At 54.0% G+C, this 21343-nt stretch carries 25 protein-coding genes; 18 read left to right on the top strand and 7 right to left on the bottom strand.

Going from position 1 to position 21343, the window contains the following annotated elements; all coding sequences use genetic code 11:
• Positions 1-58 precede the first annotated feature (58 nt).
• The 3 genes from EPO34_03425 (at position 59) to EPO34_03435 (ending at position 2671) form a co-directional block, all read left to right on the top strand.
• Positions 59-691, top strand: a complete 633-nt coding sequence (locus EPO34_03425; protein TAK04315.1) for a ribonuclease HII — start codon at positions 59-61, stop codon at positions 689-691.
• A 185-nt stretch (positions 692-876) separates the two neighbouring features.
• A complete protein-coding gene (locus EPO34_03430) occupies positions 877-2142 on the top strand; it encodes a M23 family metallopeptidase (GenBank protein TAK04170.1) in 1266 nt (421 codons plus the stop codon).
• A 34-nt stretch (positions 2143-2176) separates the two neighbouring features.
• The gene (locus EPO34_03435; protein TAK04171.1) at positions 2177-2671 is read left to right on the top strand and encodes a hypothetical protein; all 495 of its coding nucleotides are present in this window, start codon (positions 2177-2179) and stop codon (positions 2669-2671) included.
• Positions 2672-2701: 30 nt separating this feature from the next.
• Here EPO34_03435 and EPO34_03440 read toward each other — a convergent pair whose 3' ends face one another.
• The 7 genes from EPO34_03440 to EPO34_03470 are packed head-to-tail and all read right to left on the bottom strand — an operon-like array spanning position 2702 to position 8278.
• Positions 2702-3310: an ATP-binding protein gene (locus EPO34_03440; GenBank protein ID TAK04172.1), complete on the bottom strand. Its 609-nt coding sequence runs from the start codon at positions 3308-3310 to the stop codon at positions 2702-2704.
• Positions 3311-3328: 18 nt separating this feature from the next.
• On the bottom strand, positions 3329-3736 hold the full coding sequence (locus EPO34_03445; protein TAK04173.1) for a heavy-metal-associated domain-containing protein: 408 nt from the start codon (positions 3734-3736) through the stop codon (positions 3329-3331).
• Positions 3737-3740: 4 nt separating this feature from the next.
• Positions 3741-4112 carry a hypothetical protein gene (locus tag EPO34_03450; protein TAK04174.1) on the bottom strand — a complete coding sequence of 124 codons (372 nt, stop codon included), beginning with the start codon at positions 4110-4112 and terminating at the stop codon, positions 3741-3743.
• The gene (gene merA, locus EPO34_03455) at positions 4109-5512 is read right to left on the bottom strand and encodes a mercury(II) reductase (GenBank protein ID TAK04175.1); all 1404 of its coding nucleotides are present in this window, start codon (positions 5510-5512) and stop codon (positions 4109-4111) included. The genes EPO34_03450 and merA overlap by 4 nt, the downstream gene beginning before the upstream one ends.
• Positions 5513-5518: 6 nt before the next feature.
• The gene (locus tag EPO34_03460) at positions 5519-5833 is read right to left on the bottom strand and encodes an ArsR family transcriptional regulator (GenBank protein TAK04176.1); all 315 of its coding nucleotides are present in this window, start codon (positions 5831-5833) and stop codon (positions 5519-5521) included.
• A 60-nt stretch (positions 5834-5893) separates the two neighbouring features.
• Positions 5894-7504, bottom strand: coding sequence for a hypothetical protein (locus tag EPO34_03465; protein ID TAK04177.1), 1611 nt, complete (start codon positions 7502-7504; stop codon positions 5894-5896).
• Positions 7505-7513: 9 nt separating this feature from the next.
• Positions 7514-8278, bottom strand: coding sequence for an XRE family transcriptional regulator (locus tag EPO34_03470; GenBank protein TAK04178.1), 765 nt, complete (start codon positions 8276-8278; stop codon positions 7514-7516).
• A 154-nt stretch (positions 8279-8432) separates the two neighbouring features.
• Here EPO34_03470 and EPO34_03475 point away from each other — a divergent pair, with 154 nt between their 5' ends.
• From EPO34_03475 to EPO34_03545, 15 genes are all read left to right on the top strand, one after another.
• Complete coding sequence (locus EPO34_03475) at positions 8433-8648, top strand: XRE family transcriptional regulator (GenBank protein ID TAK04179.1); 216 nt, start codon at positions 8433-8435, stop codon at positions 8646-8648.
• Between the two features lie 34 nt (positions 8649-8682).
• Positions 8683-9195, top strand: coding sequence for a hypothetical protein (locus EPO34_03480; protein ID TAK04180.1), 513 nt, complete (start codon positions 8683-8685; stop codon positions 9193-9195).
• A gap of 100 nt (positions 9196-9295) precedes the next feature.
• Positions 9296-9487 carry a hypothetical protein gene (locus EPO34_03485; GenBank protein TAK04181.1) on the top strand — a complete coding sequence of 64 codons (192 nt, stop codon included), beginning with the start codon at positions 9296-9298 and terminating at the stop codon, positions 9485-9487.
• Positions 9488-9519: 32 nt separating this feature from the next.
• A complete protein-coding gene (locus EPO34_03490) occupies positions 9520-9783 on the top strand; it encodes a hypothetical protein (GenBank protein TAK04182.1) in 264 nt (87 codons plus the stop codon).
• Positions 9784-9981: 198 nt separating this feature from the next.
• The gene (locus EPO34_03495; protein ID TAK04183.1) at positions 9982-10791 is read left to right on the top strand and encodes a hypothetical protein; all 810 of its coding nucleotides are present in this window, start codon (positions 9982-9984) and stop codon (positions 10789-10791) included.
• A gap of 2 nt (positions 10792-10793) precedes the next feature.
• Positions 10794-12932 carry a hypothetical protein gene (locus tag EPO34_03500; protein ID TAK04184.1) on the top strand — a complete coding sequence of 713 codons (2139 nt, stop codon included), beginning with the start codon at positions 10794-10796 and terminating at the stop codon, positions 12930-12932.
• A gap of 6 nt (positions 12933-12938) precedes the next feature.
• The gene (locus EPO34_03505; GenBank protein ID TAK04185.1) at positions 12939-13499 is read left to right on the top strand and encodes a hypothetical protein; all 561 of its coding nucleotides are present in this window, start codon (positions 12939-12941) and stop codon (positions 13497-13499) included.
• Between the two features lie 4 nt (positions 13500-13503).
• Complete coding sequence (locus EPO34_03510; protein TAK04186.1) at positions 13504-14298, top strand: helix-turn-helix domain-containing protein; 795 nt, start codon at positions 13504-13506, stop codon at positions 14296-14298.
• Positions 14295-14831: a hypothetical protein gene (locus tag EPO34_03515; protein ID TAK04187.1), complete on the top strand. Its 537-nt coding sequence runs from the start codon at positions 14295-14297 to the stop codon at positions 14829-14831. The genes EPO34_03510 and EPO34_03515 overlap by 4 nt, the downstream gene beginning before the upstream one ends.
• A gap of 19 nt (positions 14832-14850) precedes the next feature.
• A complete protein-coding gene (locus EPO34_03520; protein ID TAK04188.1) occupies positions 14851-15288 on the top strand; it encodes a hypothetical protein in 438 nt (145 codons plus the stop codon).
• Positions 15289-15428: 140 nt separating this feature from the next.
• On the top strand, positions 15429-16466 hold the full coding sequence (locus tag EPO34_03525; protein ID TAK04189.1) for a hypothetical protein: 1038 nt from the start codon (positions 15429-15431) through the stop codon (positions 16464-16466).
• Positions 16463-17230 (top strand): hypothetical protein, encoded by a 768-nt coding sequence (locus tag EPO34_03530; protein TAK04190.1) that lies wholly within the window; start codon positions 16463-16465, stop codon positions 17228-17230. Before EPO34_03525 ends, EPO34_03530 begins: the two co-directional genes overlap by 4 nt.
• Before the next feature lie 5 nt (positions 17231-17235).
• Complete coding sequence (locus tag EPO34_03535; protein TAK04191.1) at positions 17236-17688, top strand: hypothetical protein; 453 nt, start codon at positions 17236-17238, stop codon at positions 17686-17688.
• Positions 17648-19348 carry a hypothetical protein gene (locus tag EPO34_03540; protein TAK04192.1) on the top strand — a complete coding sequence of 567 codons (1701 nt, stop codon included), beginning with the start codon at positions 17648-17650 and terminating at the stop codon, positions 19346-19348. The genes EPO34_03535 and EPO34_03540 overlap by 41 nt, the downstream gene beginning before the upstream one ends.
• 80 nt (positions 19349-19428) lie before the next feature.
• The gene (locus tag EPO34_03545) at positions 19429-21327 is read left to right on the top strand and encodes a hypothetical protein (protein TAK04193.1); all 1899 of its coding nucleotides are present in this window, start codon (positions 19429-19431) and stop codon (positions 21325-21327) included.
• Positions 21328-21343 lie beyond the last annotated feature (16 nt).

Below are 21343 nucleotides of genomic sequence, written 5' to 3' on the forward strand. Positions count from 1 at the left end.
GGGCCTGGATGGGCCAAAAAGTACCTAAGACGGTGTTATACTAGGAATGAAACCGCATATTGTCAAAGAGCCCATGTCCCCTTCGGCCCCGACCTTCCTCGTCGAACGCGAGCTCCGGAAGCGCGGTTTTTGCGCCATCGCCGGGGTGGACGAGGCCGGAACCGGGGCGTTGGCAGGGCCGGTCGTCGCGGGGGCGGTCATCTTTCCGTTCGACTCGAGGCTCGGGAAGGTGCGCGACAGCAAGCTCATTCAGGAAGGGGCCCGGGAGGAGCTGTACGAGCTCGTCATCGCGCGTTCGTCGGCGCATGCCGTGGGCATCGCGGAGGTCGAGGAAATAGCATCGGTCGGGTTGCGACGCGCCACTTTGAACGCGATGCGTCGAGCCGTGGAAGCGATCGCCGCCGTCGATTACGTGCTCGTGGACGCCTGGACCATTCCCGGCATCACGATTCCCCAACACGGCATCATCCGCGGGGACCGTACCGTAAAGTCCATCGCCGCGGCGTCCATCATCGCCAAGGTGACGCGCGACCGGCTCATGCGCGCGCTCGCGCAGGAGCATCCCGCGTACGGATTCGACATCCATAAGGGGTATGCAACGGCCGAGCACCGCCTGGCGATAAGAAAAGAGGGCCCGTGCCCCGTCCATCGGCTCTCGTATAGGTCGTTCCTGCCCATGGATACTAAATAAGGCTAAGATGAGCAGTTATTTCCCTTTTTTCCATTGACAGATGAGGCCGTGATTGCTACCATTCCGTCACTTGAAAATGAGGTAACCCTCCCTTTATCAAGCTCGCGATCAAACAACTGTTCGTCCGCGCGCTGCTTACGCTCCTGTACGGGCTGATCTGGTTTCGGAGGGCCGTCGTCCCGTTCATGAAGGCCGCTTCCACGCCCCTGCGCATCGCAGGGCGTTTTGTGTTGCGCGCGTTGGGGGTCCCGATCTACCGCCTGGCTTTCTTTCTCAAGCGGCAGACGGGCCGCGTGCTCATGCCGGCAAAAAACCGCGTCGCCTACCTGGCTTCCAACCGATATGCCATCCACGTGTCCGTGGTCGCCATCGCGGCGTTCGCGAGCGGGACGAATCTCCAGGGGAGCGAGGTGCGCGCCGAGTCGTTCGGGACCGGAAGCATGCTGTACGCCTTGGTCGCGCAAGACGATTCACAGGCGGTCGAGGTGGTATCCGCGCAGCCGGCTCCTCCCCCGTCGAACGTCTCGTATCTCGACAATGATGGCACCATCGCGTCGCGCGCCTATCCGGACCTCGACCTGAACAGCCATGCCTACGCGACCACCACGGTGGGCGGGAGCGCCGTTTCCGCCCCCACGATCTACGACGGAGGGGCGTCCGTGGCCCCGAGGACCGCGGTGGAGACCTATCAGGTCGCCGAGGGGGATACCTTGTACGGCATCGCCGACCGGTTCGGCCTCTCCTTGAGTTCGCTCCTGTGGGCCAACAACATGACGGTCCGAAGCATCATCCGTCCGGGACAGAGCGTGAAGATCCCCCCGATTGACGGCGTGATCTATACCATCAAGAAGGGCGACAGCCTGTCGAGGATCGCGAAGGCATACGGGGCCGAGACGGAAAGGATCATCGCGTTCAACCGCCTGTCGAGCGCCGACGACCTGGTGGTGGGCGAGCAGATCGTGCTGCCGGACGCCGAACCGCCCGCCCCGCCCCGCACGGCGTCCGTCGCGAGGATCTTCACCACTGGGAAGGCGCCGCTCACGGGACAAACGAGCACGCGCACCGGCGCGCTCGCCGGATTTAGCGGGGGATCCGGCACGTGGGTTTGGCCCACCAACTGGCATGTCATCACCCAGTATTACGGATGGAAGCACACGGGGGTGGATATCGACGGCGATTATACGACGGTGAGCCGTGCCGCGTCGGACGGCGTCGTCATCTATTCCGGCTGGAGGAACGGGTACGGGTACACCATCGAGGTGGACCATGGAAACGGGCTGGTCACGCGATACGCGCACCACTCAAAGAACCTGGTGAAAGTCGGACAAGCGGTGAGCGTGGGCGAGACGCTCGCGAAGACCGGCTCCACGGGACGCTCCACCGGTACGCACCTGCACTTCGAGGTGATCAAGAACGGCAAGTTCCAGAATCCGCTCGACTACGTGCGTTAAGGGAAAACGGGGCCGTGAGGCCCCGTTTCCGTTTGTGACGGAAGCGTCCTGGCTGTATCCTGCGCGCGAGGAGGCCGCCATGACGAGCATTGCCCTTTTGACCGACGGCATCGAATGGATGCGGCAGCTGCAGGCATCCATCTGGACGACACCGGATGCTCCGGGATGGTGTTACGGCCGGGCGCATCCGCCGCAGCCAGAGGAGACCAGGCCGCTCACGCGCTCGGAATGGGAACGCGTGCGGCGGGTCATCGAGGACAGGCGGTTGCCAGCGACGGTGATCAACGTGCATTTCGGCTTCGGGATCGCGCTGGCCGTCTTCGAACATGCGCCGGTCCCAGGAACGCCGCCGGAGATGCTGCTCGTCGTGTCCTACGAGCAGCTGCCCGGCACGAGGCCTGACGATCCGAACAAGTGGGACAAGGCATGGAAGTCCTTCAAGAGGATCATCACGCGCCCCGCCAACCTCGAAGCACTCGACTTCTATGGGATGGAAGCGCCGCGCGACAGGCAATACTACGAATATTGACGCGGGCGCCTGCACGGGCGCCCATCTTTTTCAGTTCGGAAGCCGGTATTGCAACGCTTCCGCGACGTGTTCGCGCGTGATTCCTTCCGTACCGGCGAGGTCCGCGATGGTGCGCGCCACCTTGCGCACGCGCGCGAGCCCTCGCGCGGAGAGCCGGCCCGATGATACGGCCGCTTCGAGCAAGGTCCGTCCCGCTGGATCCACGCGGCACCAGTCATCCAGGCGCGAGGCGGGGATTTCCGCGTTCGTGAACAGGCCCGTATCCGCGAACCTGGCCGTTTGCCGCCCCCGCGCCGCCTCTACCCGCAGCCGAACGGCCGCGGATCCCTCCGGCCGGCTTTCATCGAACAGCTTCCCGACATCCAGGTTCGGCACCTCGATGACCAGGTCGATCCGGTCCATGAGCGGGCCGGACATTTTTTTCTTGTAATGCTCCCTCACGTGGAGCCGACAGGTGCAATCGCGCCTGGGATCGTCGGCAAACCCGCACGGACACGGGTTCATGGCCGCGACAAGCATGAAACGCGAGGGGAATCGCACCGCTCCCAAGGCCCGGGACACCGTCACGTGGCCGTCCTCGAGCGGCTGCCGCAGGTGCTCGAGCGCGTGGCGCGGGAACTCGGGCAGCTCGTCCAGCAACGGGTGTGCATTACAGGTCTATAAAGAAATACTTTTCGGCAATGGGATTAACGTTGTAGAGGATGCTGATTTATCATTCAAAACAGCGCCTTTATAAGGCTGAATGGCACGTATCATATCAACTGGGTTCACCTGCGCTTGATCGTAAATAACCTCGCCTCGCCCCTCTACGGTTCCATCGATAATTTCTTTGCCCGTAAACCCTACGGTCACATTTACAACGCCACGCATGTCTTTAAGAGCATTTTCTACATTGTAAGGACAGGAGGCGCAGTACATGCCGTCAACCTTCATGGTCACATGACGCAGATTAGCTGCATCTACCTGTGTTGCGCTGTTCGATGGGTTGTTATGCGTTACAAGCCGAAAACCGATGACACCGGCTACAGCGAGGATAATTGCTGCTAAAATTAAATTTTTGTTCATAGAGCTAGTAAAGATATTTGTAAACCAAAGGCGCAAGGAATGGCACGAGCACGTATGTCAGCAAGAGATAAAGTATAATCATTGCGCAGAGGGCGATGACGACCTGCGCCGCCACCTTTTTATTATCGAGCCTGCCCGAACCGTCTCCGCAGTCGCAAGCAATTCTCTGTTTCCTTCTAAAGTAAAGCCATGCAGCAACAACGAAAAAGACAAGTGCGCCAGCAAGAAAATACGGCTTATTGTATCCGATGGAGAGCACGCTTGAAGCCGTGCCTACACCAAGTGCAATGAGAATAAGAGGCCCAAGACAGCAGAGTGAGGCAAGAAAGGCCGCCGCCACTCCAATTTTAAGAAATGTTTTGTCCTCGTTTTTCATATACAGCAACTTAATTTGCTAATATCTTTGGTGAATGAAAGAGCGGCAATTTTTATCGCCTCCGACAATGTTGGAAACATCGGCAAAGAATTCACCACATCGTCAATCGTGTTTTTGTTTTTCACCAGCATCATTGCTTCGGCGATCAATTCTCCGGCATTGGGTGCAAGGATATGGACTCCCATAATCTGTTTTGTCTGGGGGTGAATCGCCATTTTAATAAGTCCTTCAGTGCGGTGCATGATGATAGCTTTAGGAACATCCTCAAACGAAACGGTGCGACAAGCACAAACGCCCATTTGCCTCATCTGCTCGTCTTCGGTAAGTCCGACACCGGCAAGCTGGGGATCGGTAAAAATCGTGTAAGGCACGGTATTGTAATCAATAGAAAGCGTTGTGCCTTTGAGCGCATTTTCAGCTGCGAGCGTGCCTTCGCGTCCGGCAGTCGGCTCAAGACGCAGGGGGCCGTTCGTAACATCTCCGACGGCAAACACATTAGGATTTGATGTCTTAAAACGCTGATCCACTGTAATGGCTTGCTTCTTATCAATTTCAACGCCTGCAACATCAAGACCGATCCCTTGCGTGTTTGGGATTTTGCCGGCGGCCAAGAGTATTTCGTCCGCAGAAATTTCCTCCGGCTTGCCACCAACAGTGTACGAAACAACTTTTTTATCGCTCTCTTTGCGCGCGCTTTTTACCTCGGCATTCGTCTTTATGATAATGCCTTCTTTCTCCAGTATTTGCTGAAGGCGATCCGTAAGAATCTTTTCAGCCGGAGGAAAGATTGAAGCTCCGCGCTGGAGAATGGTTACTTTCGTGCCAAAACGCGAGAACATCTGGGCAAACTCAAGACCGAGAGGCCCTGCACCGACCACAATCAGCTCCTTCGGCTGTTTTTCAAGCTTTAATGCCTCAATATGTGTTATAAAGCCAGCTCCATTGATTCCCTCAATCGTAGGCACAGTAGCGGTAGAACCAGCTGCGATAATGAATTTCTCCGCACTTAATTTTTCACCATTTACTTCTATCTCATTTTGAGAAACAAATTTTGCTCTGCCTTCAATTGCCGTTACATGCTCCAAATTCTTTAATACTTTTTCGTATTTTTCTTGGCGCAATTTTTCCACAAGCGAGAGTTCGTCTTGCACGACTTTTTGAAAATCAAAGTTTTTCACCTCAATCTCAACACCGGCGACGCCGTGATGTTTGGCGTGGTGCAAAATCTCGCCGGCATAGAGTAGCGTCTTTGACGGCACACAGCCGACATTGACGCACGTGCCGCCGAGCGGAAGGCCGGAGTTCACAAGCGCGGTTTTTGCGCCGAGTTCATTGGCGCGGATAGCGGCTGCAAACGCGCCTGCACCGCCACCGATAATGATAAGGTCAAATTTTTGCATAGTGTTTTATGGCCACAGTCTGTCTTTGAGCATATTCGCTAAAGACGACTGTTTTAATTGGTAATATACAGTTCTGAAATCCCTTCGATTTTCAACAATATCGGCTTCTTTGAGCTTCTTTAGAGTATGGGACACGGCGGAAATGGATACGCCGATAATCTCTGCAATTTCTCCCACCGACAGCTCTCCATGCCGGCAGAGAAGATAACAAATCTTCAGTCGTGTCGGATCGCCGACCATATTGAATTCTTTGGCACACTGAAGAATTGCCTTTTTATCTTTAAGCTCCTTTTTTATCTGCTGTACATTTCTCGTTTGCATAGATATTCAAATGATAGCGAAAAAAATAAAATAGCGCAAGATCAAATGCCGAATCCACGTTTATTTGAATACAAGCTCCACCCCGAACCTGTTGGCATCCACACTTTCCCTCAGAACCTCAACGCGGCTCACTGTGCTTAAAAGTATGTTGCGCAGGATCGGCTTATTAGCGGCGAGGTTATCTTTGAGCGCTTCAATCTTCTGAATGCTTTTGAACGCATAATCCTTTGCGCGAAGCCGCATCAGATGCGTATCAAGACGCTCGCGCTCCTGAGCAATTTTCTTAAATTCCCCATCCAGTTTCGTCTTTCGCTCCCCGAACATTTTTATATCCAGCACTCCGTTCTCGTATGCAGTGACCAGCCGGGCAAGCTTTTCTCTGTTTTTGCTTTCCTGCAGAGACACGGCCTTAACCTCGCGCTCAACGCGCTTCGATTCGCTGGCTTTCTGATCCTGAATGAGCTGCGACAGAAGCTCCTTATTGTTTGCAATCTCAACGAATTTGTCGATGACCACGCTATCCAGCAATTCCATCGCAATATACTTATTTCCGCACTTCCGGAATGCATGGAATTTTGCGCAGACATAGTAAGGAGGCGCGTGGCTGTCATCGCCGGCATTATAGGCCCACATCGTAGAACCGCAGTGGGCGCACTTAACCAGTCCTGACAAAAGAGCCGTGGCATTGCTTGCTCTGCCTTTTATAGTGCTCTTTGCATCAATGATGCTCTGCACCTGCCAAAAAATTTCCTCGCGGATGATCGCCGGATGATTGCCTTTAGTGATGACCCACTTCGACGCAGGCTGCTTTTTCTGCTTGCCGAAGAATGTTCGCTTATGCTGCCAGCGCACAAGGCCGGCATACACCGGATTGGTAAGAACGAGCTTCACTGTCGAGTAGTACCAAAGCTTGCCGGACGGACTCGGAATCCCTCGGTCATTCAGGTAGTTGGCGATGTCGCGGTAGCTTTTATTTTCAAGATAGCGGTCGTAAATCTGCCTGACAATTTCCGCATCAGCATCGGTGACGACAACCTCGATCTTTGATTTGCCGTTGCCGAGATCAGTAACCTTCGGGTCGTATCCATACGGAGGGGATGAAGGATGCGGGAGATCGCCCCGCTTCACTTTATTGCCCATGCCCTGCCAGTAGCGCCGGCGTGTCGAATGAATTTCAATAGCGGACTTAAGCGCGCCGAACGTCTGGCTGAAGACGCGCTGGTCATTATAGATGTTGATATTCTGCGGATCATCCGGCTCCACCGGCTGATTGCAGGAATACACCTGAATGCCCCTCTTCAGCAGCAGCTTGCAGATTGTCTGCGAATCGGCATGATCGCGGCCAAGCCGATCATAGTCGTAAACCACCAGCACATCAAACGGCCGGCCGTTATTTGTGGATCGCAGCAGACCAAAAAATCCCTTCATGTCTTCAGGGACTTCTTCGGGCATGATCTCGTTGCCAAGCCACAGCTGGGTAATGAGGGCCTCGAATGCTTCGCGCCCCTTTACCTCGCGTCCGCTCTCAATATCTTTGATGGGAGCCATCACTAGCTCCCATCCGTGGTCTTTTATGGCTTTATCGCAGGCGTTGATCTGATGATCGATGCTGCCCTTATTCTCTTTTGCTTGTTGCTCGGTGGAAACCCGAACGTAGGTGACGGCGCGCATAGCATATTATCAGTATTTCTTAATGTGATAGACGAGCCTGCCCTGAATGCTCACCTCTCGGAGCTTATAAACCTTTTTGAAGGTCTTGGAGGCAGGCCGGAGCTCGACGTGATCCTTTTTCTTAAAGAAATACTTCATGGTAATGCCGTCAGGCGTTGCAGCGAGGACAATATCTCCGTCGTCCGGCCGTGCATCGGCATCAAAGACGCAGATGTCTCCGGTATTGATACCCGCTTCTTCCATAGAAACGCCGTCGGCGCGCAATGCAAAAATCTCGTGGGCATGGATCACCGCTGACCGGGGGAGCGCAATAACGTCCTCATCGCCCTGCTGAACATCGATGATGTCTCCGGCCGGAGCAATCCCAAGAATCGGAATCTGCACGAAATCATTTTCTTTCCTGTCGCCAAGCATGGAGCGCACTGCGCCCAAGACCTCGGACAGCTTCTCTTCTGCAGTCCTAAGCTCTGCGGCCTGCGGGAGCTTTTTGATATCAAACGAATAGCTCTTGTCGATGCCGACGCTTTGAATTGCCCTGCCTGCCTTTACCTCGATCCAGCGCTTTGTGAGGTCGTCCTTCGGAATTTCATAGGCACGCGAAAGGGCCTCGAGCTGCTTCTCGGACGGAAAACGTATGCCAAGCTCCCAGTTGCCAATCTGCGACTGGCTGACTTTCAGGCGGTCGGCAATTTCGCGCTGGGTCAGATTCTTCCCTTCCCTCGCGCTTTTTAGATATGCCCCAAAGTTAGTAACCATAGGATTATCAACACTCATGATGTAATTATACCAAATCTGTAATCAAGTGCAAATACCCCTACCTGTGGATAGACAGTATTCCGGCCTTTTTTGCCACCGAGTTATCCACTGCACCTGCTTTTGACTATCACACCAGAAATGATTATACTTACAACAAGAGTGATGTAATACTATGAAAACACCAGCAAAACCCCAAAAGAACCGCCAGCTGATCCAGGCCCGCAAAGAGCGCGGGTGGACGCAAAGAGAAATGGCGAAAGTCATCGGAATCAGCAGCAATTCATATCTGAGCCGTCTGGAGGCCGGACTTATTCGGCCACGCGTCGACACGGCACGAAGAATAGCCCTCGCCTTAGGGAAGCCTGTCGATGAAATTTTTTTGCACTGAAATCACACCAAAAATGATGTAAGACACAGCAACTATGACAAAGCTTATCTGCAAAAACTGCAAAAAAGAATTCAATGCCGACCGGCCTGAGCGCAAATTCTGTTCGAACAAATGCCGGCAGGGGGGCTCGCGCAAATTCCTGCCGGCAGATTGTGCGACGTGCGGAAAGAGATTCCGCCCCGACGCACCGGACAGGAAATACTGCTCAAAAGAATGCTTCAACAAGCGCCCGAGCAAAAACCGCATGCACTGCCAAATGTGCAAAAAAGAATTTGATGCGGATTCTTCAAAGCGGAAATTCTGCTCCAACGAATGCCGAAACAAAGCATACGGAACAGTGCGCATCGCCGAAGAGGCGACGGGCAAAGCGTACCTGTTCGGCCGGAGCAGGGCCACGGCAAAAGTATGCGTCGAGGCAGACGGCGTGCGCTACGACCTCGACGATCCGGCAAACAGAAAGCACCGCGACCGCGTCTCGCAAAACATCCTTCTCACAGTCGCAAAAATGAACGGCACGCTTGACGTGCTTCTTGAACATTCGCCTTAGAGGCCCGCAGCCCCTAAGGCGAGCGCTCAAGCGCTCGGAAAAGGTCGACGGAGCAACGACTCCGACAACAACCGGCAGCAAACATTAAGAAGCACCCCCTATGACAGAACAACCACCAAAAGAAATCCCGATAACAAAGGCACAGAAAATTCTGATCCAGAGCTGCCTTATTCAGTGCCTCGACCTTAACCGAGAAGCAAGAAAATACGCCGAAGGCAAAGAAGAAAAAGAGCTGAAAGCGGAAGCAAAGCTCATTCGGGAAACTCTCATGGCCATTCAAAAGGTCAAATAGCTTCCGCACTTAGAAATTAACAACTACGAATTATGCAGCAAGCAAAACACATCGCATCAATAACCTTCCAGTCTCTCGCATTCCTCATGATGCTCGACCTGCTGATCCTGTTTGCATCGATCGGGCAGATCGCACTCGAAGGGCGCACCGGACACTGGAATCCGTTCTGGCGCACGCAGGCCGAAATGGTCGTCCGGCTTCTCCCTCAAAACGAAAAGAAGCCCGTCTTTGCAGAGCTGGCTTCTTCCGAGCCGATCCTTTCGGATCAACAAGCTAATCATATCACCCAGCGCTGAACTATGTCTACACCAATCGCAGAAGAGACATGCGAATTGTGCGGAGGCGAGGGTGAAATCACAACGATGGAGCAGGTATGGCCGGGAGAGCCGCATTATGCCCCCATCGGAACGCAGAGATGCCTCTGCCAAATTCCGGAAATCGAACCGGAATACGCATAAATCAAGAAAAATTAACGAAATCTTAAAGAAGCCCCTATGACAAACCAACCAACAACGCATGTCGCCACAACGCCGAACCAAAGGCCGGCAACCACGCTGGAGCAGTTCCGGCATCAGCTTGTCGGCGACTATCAGAAACAGGTGCTCAATTACTTCAATGGCCAAAAAGAAAAAGCCATGAAGTTTATGAGCGCAGTCGTCTACTCGGCGCAGAAAAATCCTGCGCTCTTGGAATGCGACCGCACCACGCTCCTGCATGCCTTCATGGCATGCGCGGAGTACCAGCTCTACCCCTCCAGTGTGTCGGGCGAAGCATACGTAATCCCTTATAAAGGAAAGGCCCAATTCCAGCTCGGCTATCAGGGCATCATCACCCTGCTCTACCGCGCCGGCGTCGAAGCGGTCAACGCGCAGATTATCTGCGAAAACGACGCCTTCGAATACGAGGAAGGCCTCGAGCCGAACCTCGTCCACAAGCCGAATGTGCTCAAAGACCGAGGCAAGCCGATCGGCGTCTACGCCATCGCTGCCATCAACGGGCACAAGCTCTTCAAAGTCCTGTCGGAAGCGGAAGTAATGAAATTCAAAGGATTTTCGCAGAGCAAAAACTCCGAATACACGCCGTGGAATCCGGACAACGACCCCGAGCTGTGGATGTGGCGCAAGACCGCCATCAAGCAGCTCTCAAAGCTCCTTCCGAAAAACGACGCACTGCAGAAAGCAATCTCGGAAGACAATCAGGATTCAGTAATCGAAGCGCGCCGCTCAACCCTCGACGCAGGAGGGCCGGCGGTAGGCCGAGCGCTCCACGATCCAAACGCATCTAACGAGCCGGAAGGCAAATAACTATGGAATCACTAACAAACATCCAACAGGCCCCGGGCAAGACAATGCCGATCGGATCGCTGTCATACTCGGCGCTCACACAGCTGCTGCGCAATCCGCTCATCTTCAAAATGAAATACATTCTCGGCGTCTATGACGCAAAGATGAGCGTGTCCGGAATGATCGGGCGCGCAGGCCACGAAGCGCTGAAAGTGTACTACGGCGGCCACCCCGACATTCCGGTGCCGAAAGACCGCACGGAAGCAATTGCGCTCGCAAAAGAAACCGGCCTGAAATTCCTCGACGAATTCTCTGATGCTTACATCGAATACGGAAAAACCGGAAGTCGAGAGTCGATGCTCAAAGGATACACGCAGGCAATGGACTTCTACTTTGCCGAAGAGCCGGAGTACCACGAAATCCTGATGTCGGAGAAAAAACTCGAAGGAGAGCTGCGGACGCTCGGCGGAGATCTGCTGCCCCTCCCCGCAACCGGCGTGCCCGATCTGGTGCACCGGCGCAAAGACGGCGCAGTGGAAATCATCGACACAAAATTCGTAACCAACTTCACGGATTACGAAACCGAGGACTACATCAAAATCATCCAGTCGCAATTCATGTTCCATCTGCTCCTCGCCTCGGAGGGGATAAAGGCGGAGCGCATGCTCTTCCGCGAGATCAAGCGAACGCTCAACAGCAACGGCAACGCCGGAACTCCGCAGATCAGGGACTGGGCGGTGCCGTTTGACCACGAGCCGTACCGGATTATCTTCTACAACCTCTACAAAGACGTTGCGAAGTTTCTCTCAAACGATCCGATCTTCCTGCCGAACCTCTCCGACCCATTCGACGGCGAGCACGCAGGACTCATGTATGCGCAGGGCCTCATCAACGCGGATATGAGCGACGTCGAAGTGATGCATAAGGTGCGCGACATCGCCTTCACCTCAAAGAAGTTTGTCGCCTCAAGGCTCGACCGGGCAGAAAACAAAAATCTGCTGCCCGAAGAGCGGATCAAAGTCCGGCTCGCAGAATTCGGAATACCCGTGGAGCCAGTCGAGACAAGAGCCGGCGCATCGGTAACGCAGTACCGATTCCGAGTATCGGCCGGAGTAAGAATGACGGCAATCAAAAAGCACAAAGACGACATTGCGCATGCGCTGGGAGCAAAAGGAGAAATAAGAATCATCGCTCCGATCCCGGGCACAACGCTGGTCGGCGTCGAAGTAGAAAACGAAACGCGCACTGCGCCGAAGCTCGGCAAAGAGCACCTGAAGCCGGGCACGCTCTCGCTGCCGATCGGAATCAACGTCAGCGGAGAATGCGTCAGCGTCCCGCTCAGCGAAATGCCGCATCTCCTGATCGCCGGCACAACCGGAAGCGGAAAATCCACGCTCCTGCACAACATCATCACCGCACTTACCAAGCAGATGGCTCCTGAAGAAATGGAGCTGGTACTGATTGATCCGAAGCGGGTCGAGCTGGCGCCGTTTGCACGCAAACCGCACCTGCGCGGAAAAATTATCTACGAATACGACAGCGCAGTGCGCAAGCTGATGGAAATCGCAGATGAAATGGAGCGCAGATATCGGACTCTCGAAAAAGCCGGCAAGCGCGACATCGGCGAATACAACCAAAGCAAGCGGAATGCGGAAAACCGGATGCCTTACATCACGATCGTGGTAGACGAATTCGCAGACCTCATACTGCGCGCCGGCATCGAAGAAAAGCGGCGCAAGATCAACGGATACGGACAGAAAAGCCGGCCGTGGCTCTGCAAAGAAATGGAACGGCGCGGGCAAAATGTGCCTCACGGAATAACCAAGGCAGAGCTGGTCGAAGCGCTCGAAGAGCTGGATGCGCAGGATGAAATGAACCGGCCGGACGCCAACATCGAACTGCTGCTGGTTCGGCTGGCGCAGATGGCTCGCGCTGTCGGCATCCACCTCATCATCGCAACACAAAGGCCAAGCACCAACGTAATCACCGGCCTGATCAAAGCGAACTTCCCGACCCGCATCGCACTGACAACCGCATCGCCGACAGACAGCGAAGTAATACTCGGAAAGCGCGGAGCAGAAAAGCTCGCCGGCAAAGGCGACATGCTCTTCCTCCACCCCGCCAACCGAGGAGAGGTGCGATTGCAGGGATTCACCATGTAAAAACCTATGAGCACCAACGCAAGTAAAAACCAATCGCAAAAATGCCCGCACTGCGGAGCATTGATGCGCGAATACTGGCACCGGCTCACACCTGGGCTAGTTTCGGCGCTGGTGAAACTTCATCGGGCAGTCCGTTACTACAACCGGAACCGCATACACATCCACGACGACATGAAGATCGGCGCACGGCCTGACTTCCGCCTGACTGACAACGAATGGACAAACTTCACCAAGCTGCGCTTCCACGCGCTCGCAGCAAAGATCGACGATGAAAGCAGCCACTCCGGCTTCTGGCTGATAACGCGGAGAGGCGCGCAATTCCTGCGCGGACTGACGGCCGTGCCCCAGCGAGTGAAGACGTACCGGAACCGCGTGATTGACCACGACGAAAAGCTGGTGACGATCCGCGACTACCAGCGAAAAGTCACATGGTTTGAGCGCGAGTTCGACTACGACATCGCTATGCCGGAGACAAAGGTCGAGCTGCCGGCGCTGATGCCAATCTCCCTCGGCGTTGTCTACCGCTTCGAGATGGCAAGAGAACCGCAGCGACAGCTGTTCGCATAAAGTTATGGACAACGAAAAACCCACAAACGAATACGGACACGAAAAACCCACTGAACTGCAGATGGCCGATTTCCTCATGAACCGAGGAATCGACTCAATGGAAAAACTGCAGGAGCTTTTTGAGCCGCATTACTTTGTGGTAATTCCGATCGAAATTCTGGAGCGGAAGGACTTGAGCCCGAACGGCAAGCTGCTCTACGGAGAAATCTCCGCGCTCACAAAAAGGCACGGCTACTGTATCGCCACCGACAAGTATCTCGGCCAGCGGCTGTGCATCAAGCAGCGCACCATCCGGAAGCTGATGCTGGAGCTGGAGTCGAAAGAACTGATAATACGCGACACAAATAAGAGCGCCAAAGGAACATACCGCAGGATTTACCTGACATGGAGATGCCCACCCGTAGGCAAAAATATGCCTACCCCTAGGCATAAAGAGTCCCACCAGGAAGGCATGAATGTTCCTACCAAAAGAGAAATAGACAAAGAGAAATTAAAAAAAGAATCAGAGAGTGTTGTCGCGGACTTCGAAAAATTCTGGCATGCCTATCCGAACAAAAAAGCAAAGAAGCTGGCGCTGCAGAAATGGATGCACATCAGCCCTTCGCCCGAGCTAGCCGAGAAAATTATGAAAGCCATCGAGGCGGCCAAAAAGACCGACCAATGGAAGCGCGACAAAGGTCGATACATCCCGCATCCGGCAACTTACCTGAATCAAGAGCGCTGGGAGGACGAGCTGAAAGCCGACAGCCCCAAGACAGGCGCAGGCAAATTTGAAAGCATAAAAAGCACAAAAGTATGAAAACACCAGCACGATACGAAAAAGCAAACTGGGAAGAGGTGCCGGCCAAAATCCAGCAGGCATTTGAGTCAATGCTTAAAGGCGGAAAAGGCATCTACCTCCACGGAGGCGTGGGCACCGGCAAGACGCACATCTGCTTTGCCCTGAAAAAACACTACGAGGTGCCTCAAAGCTGGCGCTACCTGACTCTCTGGAATGTGGTCGACCTTATCCACGAAATCCGTGCTGATATCGACCGCCACTACCTCGACAAGAGGCGAGCCGAGGACGATCTGACCAATCCCGAAAACCGGCGCATCCTGATCCTCGATGACATTGGGGCCGAGAGGGCGACGGACTTTGTGGCAGAAACGCTCTACCGGATCATCAATCATCGCTACATTCACCAGCTGCCCACAATTTTCACCAGCAACTGCAACACGCAGGAACTTGCTGAAAAAATCGGAGAGCGCAGCACCTCGCGCATCGTAGAAATGTGCGACATTTACGAGCTGACCGGCAGCGACCGGCGAATAGCCGGCAACTCCCAATAAGTCCCAATTTTGAAGCCCTATGAAGATTGCATTCACCATCAAAGGAAATCAGGAAGACCCGCACGGCAACCCACTGCCGAAGATTAAAAAGACGCGGAATTCATACTGGACGAAAGAAGCCCAGCGCTATGCCGCGTGGAAGCGCTATGTGCAGATGCAATTCATAGGCGCTGTCCGGACGCAGGCAGGCCCCGACGAATGGAACAAGGCAAAGCGCCGGATTGCCTGCGGAGAAAAGCCGATAGCTCTTCCCCAAGGCGCAAAGGCCTCAATGCGCCTCAAAATTCTATGGAAAAACAGAGCACACGCCGATCCGGAGAATGTCTTCGGCTCAATCGCAGACGCGCTGTTCCAAAACGACAAGAATCTGGCCGGCAGCTTCGACTTTGAGCCGGCCGGCGACGGAATCGGGCGCGTAGAAGCAGAAATAGCCGTTTTAGAACCACATCAAAAATGATATAATTACATCAGACAAGATACACATCCGCGCACGCATCCCTCTCTTCTGGTCGATATGCCCGCGGCCTATCCCTTACGGGAATTCGGGCATAGGGAGGGAGTCGCGCGCGGAGGTGCAAGCAGTCAAAACCGGCACATATGTCAAAACAATGGAAAAAATTTGATGCGCTCCCGAATTACTTCGGAGGCAAGCGCAGAATCATACGGGATATTTTCAAGCGCGTCACCAAGCCAGACGGCGTATTTGTTGATGCATTCCTCGGCGGAGGATCGGTAAGCATGTGGGCGAAAGCAAAGGGCTACCGCGTTGTATGCAATGACATCGCCGAGCGCTCCTACGCCATCGGCAAGGCGCTCGTAGAAAACAGCAGAATAAAAATCGCCGACGAGGACGTGGCGCTCCTTTTTCAAAAAACTGAAAACAGCGGCTTTATAGAAAAAAACTATGTGCCGAAAATCATGGTGCGCAAGACCGCGCAGTTTCTCGACAACGCGTTCGCATCGCTTCGGGCAAACTTCGAGCCGGGCTCGATGCGCTTCTACCTGATGCGCCTGCTTCTCATGAAATACGTTGCCGGCACGCGCCAATTCGCAAAATACACGCACACTCGGGACACGATGGACTTGGATGCCGGCAAATTTGAATACCCATTCCGCTCAAAAAGCCACGCCTCGCACAATCTGCAGATGATAAGCCATCCTCTGCCGTATCTGCTCAAGCTGAAGGAGCTTATAAACCGAGGCGTTTTTGATAACCACCTGCAGAACGAAGTGCACAAGCTCGACGTATTTGAATTTCTGAAAAAAACAAAAGGCGACATCGCATACTTTGACCCGCCCTACCCCGACTCAAGCTCCTACGAAACAGAATACTACGTCCTCGACTGCATGATTGCCGGAGAAAAAATAGAAAAAGACGACAGCGTGTTCAGCCGGAAAGACGCGCAGGAATTTCTTGACCGAATGTTTGCATCCGCACTCCACATTCCGCACTGGATTGTGTCTTTAGGCCAGACCAATCCCGACCGAGGCATCAGCCCCGAGGAGCTGCTGGAGATGGTACGCAAATACCGGAAAGCCGACGTGGAAGTGCTGGAGCACCGCTGGTCAATCTCCAACATCGTCGGCAAAAAGCAGACAGAGGGCAATGTTGAATACATCGTTTACACCATATGAAAAAACAAGGAAAAGAACTCAAGACAGAAATCGTTCCGATCGGCTCATGCAAGCCGAACCCGTGGAATCCAAACCGGATGAACCGGAAGGAATTTGAGGCGCTCAAGCTGTCCGTTAAAGAGCACGGCCAAACCAAGCCGATTCAAGTCCGCCGGCACGGCAAAGGCATGCAGATACTCGGCGGATTCCACACATGGTCGGCAATGAAAGAGCTCGGCCTCGAGACAATCGCCGTGAACATCCACGAGCTCAATGACGACGATGCGCAGATTTACTCGCTGCAGGACAACATCGGCGGGCAGGACGACCTGCTCAAGCTCGGCATGCTCGTCTATGAGCTGACGAAGCGCGGTCACACTATCGAGAAAATCGCCAAAGTGTACGGACAGGAAGAAGAAACGCTGAAAGACGCGCTCAAAGTGGCCGAAGAAGAGGCAAACGAGCAGCTGAAAAAACTAAAAGAAGAAGTGGAGCGCCCGCATTTAGTCGAGGTGAGCTTTATCGTGGATGAAGACCCGAAAGAGCGCATCGCGCAGTTTGTGAAAGACGTCGCCGAATTCGCAAAATCACGCGGCGCGAATGTTGTTGAGACGAAAGAAAAAATAAATCCAAAGCGCGTGACCATTTCGCTGATTACGTTCAGCGTCACTGCACCGCAGGCGACGGTAATCAATGAGGCCATTGACTCGCTGGCGAAAAGCGAGAAAGCAACGCGATCGAGAGCGCTGGAGCTTATCTGCGCCGACTGGCTGGCAGGAAAATAAACACTATGGCAAAGCGCGACAAAAACAGCAAAGCATGCCGGGACGCCGTCCGCCTCAAGTATGAAGGCGTGCCTTATGCTGACATCGCAAAACAGACGCGCGTGCCGAAAACCACCATCGACAACTGGTTCGAGAAGAACGGACTTCTTCACAATGCCTATGAAGAATATGCGCTCGAGATGGACGCGCTCATCAGAAAAGAAAATCTTGCTGACATCCGGCGCGGAGCACAGACCGCAATCAAAATGCTCACCGCGCTCATGGGAAGCAAAAGCGACTTCGTAAAACTAAATGCTGCAAACAGCCTGCTTGACCGCTGGCTCGGGAAGGCAAAGCAGCCGATCGAGCTTCCGCCTGATCCTACTGATCCTGACGATATGAGCTACGAGCAACGGCTGGCGCTTTTTGAAAAAACCTATGGAAAACCGCCTGCCAACAATTCAGACAAGCGAAAGTAAGATCAGCGCTCTGCGCGAAGTGTACGGATGGTACCAGGACGAGCCGAGATCATTCATAGAGCACAACCTCCTGATCAAGACAAAATCGGGGGAGCTGAAACCGCTCGCATTCAACTCTCCGCAGCTGATCATTTACGGAGTCATCCAGCGCATCAAACAGGAGGGCAAGCCGATCCGTATCATTGTGCCGAAAGCGCGGCGAGAAGGCGTCTCGACGCTGGCCGAAGCGCTTATTTTTCACCGGACGGTGCGGAAGCGAAACACACACTCGCTGGTTATTGCGCATGATCCGGAAACAACAGACGAAATCTTTTCAATGTCCAAGCTCTTCTACGACGGCCTGCCGAGAAAAGAAAAACCGCTCGTCCGGTACAACAATAAAAAGCAGCTGGTCTTTGAGAATCCCGATCCAAAAACGCGCATTGAAGAGCCGGGCATCCGGTCGAAGATGACCATTGCAACTGCCGACAAAGTAAAGATCGGCCGAGGCCTCAACATTCACTGCTTTCACGCCTCCGAGGTGGCGTTTTGGAAAGACGCAAAGACGCTGATGCTCGCGGCACTGCAGGCAGTCCCCGACCTGCCCGACACCATAGTGATTGTTGAGAGCACCGCAAACGGCGTTGCCGGAACCGGCAAATACTTCTACGACTTTGTGCAGGAAGCGCTGGAGAATAAAAACGATTTTCAGGTGATATTTCTTCCGTGGTTTCTTATGCCGGAATACGAGCGCGCATTTGCCAGCAGAGAAGAAAAAGAAAAGTTTGCGAGGTCGCTTGATGCGTACGAAAAATGGCTGCCGACCGAGATGGCCAAATACGGAATCTCCGATCCGGACGCAATACTTGAAAAGCTGAACTGGCGCAGATGGGCTATCCCGAACAAAGCCGGTGGGTCCGCCGAGGATTTCAAGCAGGAGTATCCGGCAACACTGCAGGAGGCATTCATTGCATCGACAAATGCAGTCATCCCGAAAGAGCTGATAGAGGCGCAGCGAAAATTCATCCGGAAACCCCTTCCTGTCCAGGCATTTGCCGAAAACAGAAAGGCACTCGCGCTTACCGATGCAGGCGTGGAGATTTACGAGCTTCCTCAAAAAGGCCACTTCTACTCTCTCGGCGCGGACAGCGCAGAAGGCGAAGGAGGAGACGACGGCGCTCTCACAGTATTCAGCCGAAGAACCGGACGCGAAGTGGCGTCATTCGCCAGTGACCGCCTTCCGCCGGAAGAACTGGCAAAGCTTGCTCTCAACCTCGCGATGTATTTCAACAATGCGCTGATTGTGCCGGAAATAAATCATCCGGGGCCGGCGATGCTTGCCGTCTTCAAAAAATCCGGGTACCCGAACATCTACCGGCGCGAAGTAATCGATAAAATAACCAATGCAAAGACCCGCAAGCTCGGCTGGCGCACTAACTCCCTCACCAAGCCGATGATGGTACAGGACTTCAAGCAAGGCATGCGCGAAGAGGAGATCGGACTTTCATGCGAATCCACGGTCAACCAAATGCTCACATTTATAAGAACCGATGAGCGTGGCCTGCACGGCATGGGAGCGGAAAACGGCGACGGCGCCCCAAAGGAAAACCGCAACAAGGACGACCGGCTAATATCCGCAATGCTTGCGTGGCAGGGCATGAAGGAGCTTCCAGCCAGATAAACCTTTATGCTTGTCCACATCAAAAATGATGTGATATAATCAAACTAACCATACGTCGTAGAAGTCCCCCTAAAATTTCTATGGCGTCACAACAAGAGCTTGAAAAATTCAGAACTGAATACGACGAGGCGGTAAAGAACGCCCGCTACTACTTTCACCCAGAGTACGACAAAGCTTACAAACTTTTTGAGTCGTACACCGGAGACCGCGCCGAGGAACTGGAGCAGCTGACCAGCGGAGAAGTGTGGCAAAGCAATGTATTCATGCCGTACGTCTTCGGCTACATAAAAGCGTATTTGCAAAAGACAGTCGGCGTCATGCCGGACTTGCGCGTGCAGGGCACGCACGGCGAAGCACTGAAAGAAGTGCTCGAGCTTCTATGGGAATACCGCATGAGCGAAGATCAGATCGACTACTTCCTGCAGTGTCTTATTTTCGGCCACACTATCGGCAAGGACTTCCTCAAAAAAGAGGCCGTCAGAACGGTCGAGAAAAAAATCGGACTTATTGAAAAAGTTAAAAAGCTGTTCCGCAGACAGAAAACAGCCGGCTTTGTGTTTTGGCCTGATTTTGATCCGGTCGATGTCTACAATTTTTTCCGACATGTGCGCATGCGCAAGCTCTCCGATCCGCTTCCGGTATTCCAGCGCTACGTGATCACGCTTGATGAAGCCAAGGCGCAATACCCCGATGTCCCTGACAGCGCATGGGCTCGTTTTGTGGATAAAGACGGCAAGCCTCTCTCCGGCATGGGCGACACAACTGACTTCGCCTACGTGCGCAAAGAAGTGCTGCTTGAAATCCGCAAGAGCATCCGGCACACCACCAAAGCATCGCGCCAGTTCGGCGACGCCAATCCGGGCGTAAACTCCGAGCCGAAATCAAGCGACGTTCTCTTTGAAATCGTCGAACGCTGGATGGATGACCGCATGACGGTCTTCTGCCCGGGCGGAGGCGTCACCGGCGCGCTCGAAATCAAGGACGGCGCAAACCCGCACGACCACAGCGAAAAGCCGTTCCGGAAGGTGACGTTCTTCCCTCGCCCGTTCCAATTTGAAGGCATGGGAATGCCAAAGCTCCTCATGCACATGCAGGAGCTCGTGAACTCCGACACCAATAAAATCGAAGATGCTGTGACAGTGCGCATTAACGGCATGATCGCAGCTGCGCCTGTTGCGCTTCCGGGCTATGACCAGCGCAAGAGCATTGTTGTCCGGCCGATGGGCATTCTCTGGACGAACGATCCGGCATCGGTGCGCGAAATCCGCTTCGGCGACGTGAATCAGGGGAATTTTGTGCAGATCGACCGCATCAAGGAAATGATGCGCTTTGTCGCCGGCATCGACGACTACTCAACCCTTCAGGGCTCAAACGGCAAAGAAACTGCGACGGTCGCATCATTCATGCGCGAAGCAACGCTCGAGGGCGTCAAACTCTTCCTCTTCATGCTTCGAAACGCCTACATCGGCCACTTCGACCACTTTATTTCCATGATAAAGCAGCACTGGACGCGCCGGTCTGTCGTGCCGAAGCGCATTCTCGCCGCGCTCGATGACTATACTGACACCGACTTCCCTGTGCTCGAGGAAGGCTGGATCGGTCAGGACGGCAAGCATGCCCTCTTCCCCGATGAATATGAGCTGTCCGTCGAGCAGGCATCAACGCTGGCCACTTCAACCGAACTCCGCAAGCAGAAAGACCTCGAACTCTGGGAAAAAATCAAAGATATGCCGGACGATATCGCCGATCCGGAAACCGGCAAAGTGTTCTCCATCAAGAAATTCAAAATACTGGCGCGCATCTTCGAAGATTACGGATGGGAGGAAGATCAGTACATCGTGGAAAAGACAGCCCCTGTGCTTCCGGCTCCTTTGCCGGGCTCGACACCTCCCGCAGAAGGCATCACTCCGCCCGCACCAACCATTCCGCTTCCCGGGCAGGAAGCGGGAGCCAATCTGGGCGGTGCCGTGAGGCAGTAGTCCACAGTTAGGGCCA

This window comes from Patescibacteria group bacterium (assembly GCA_004297215.1).
Taxonomy (GTDB): Bacteria; Patescibacteriota; Patescibacteriia; order UBA9934; family GWF2-40-263; genus 2-01-FULL-63-20.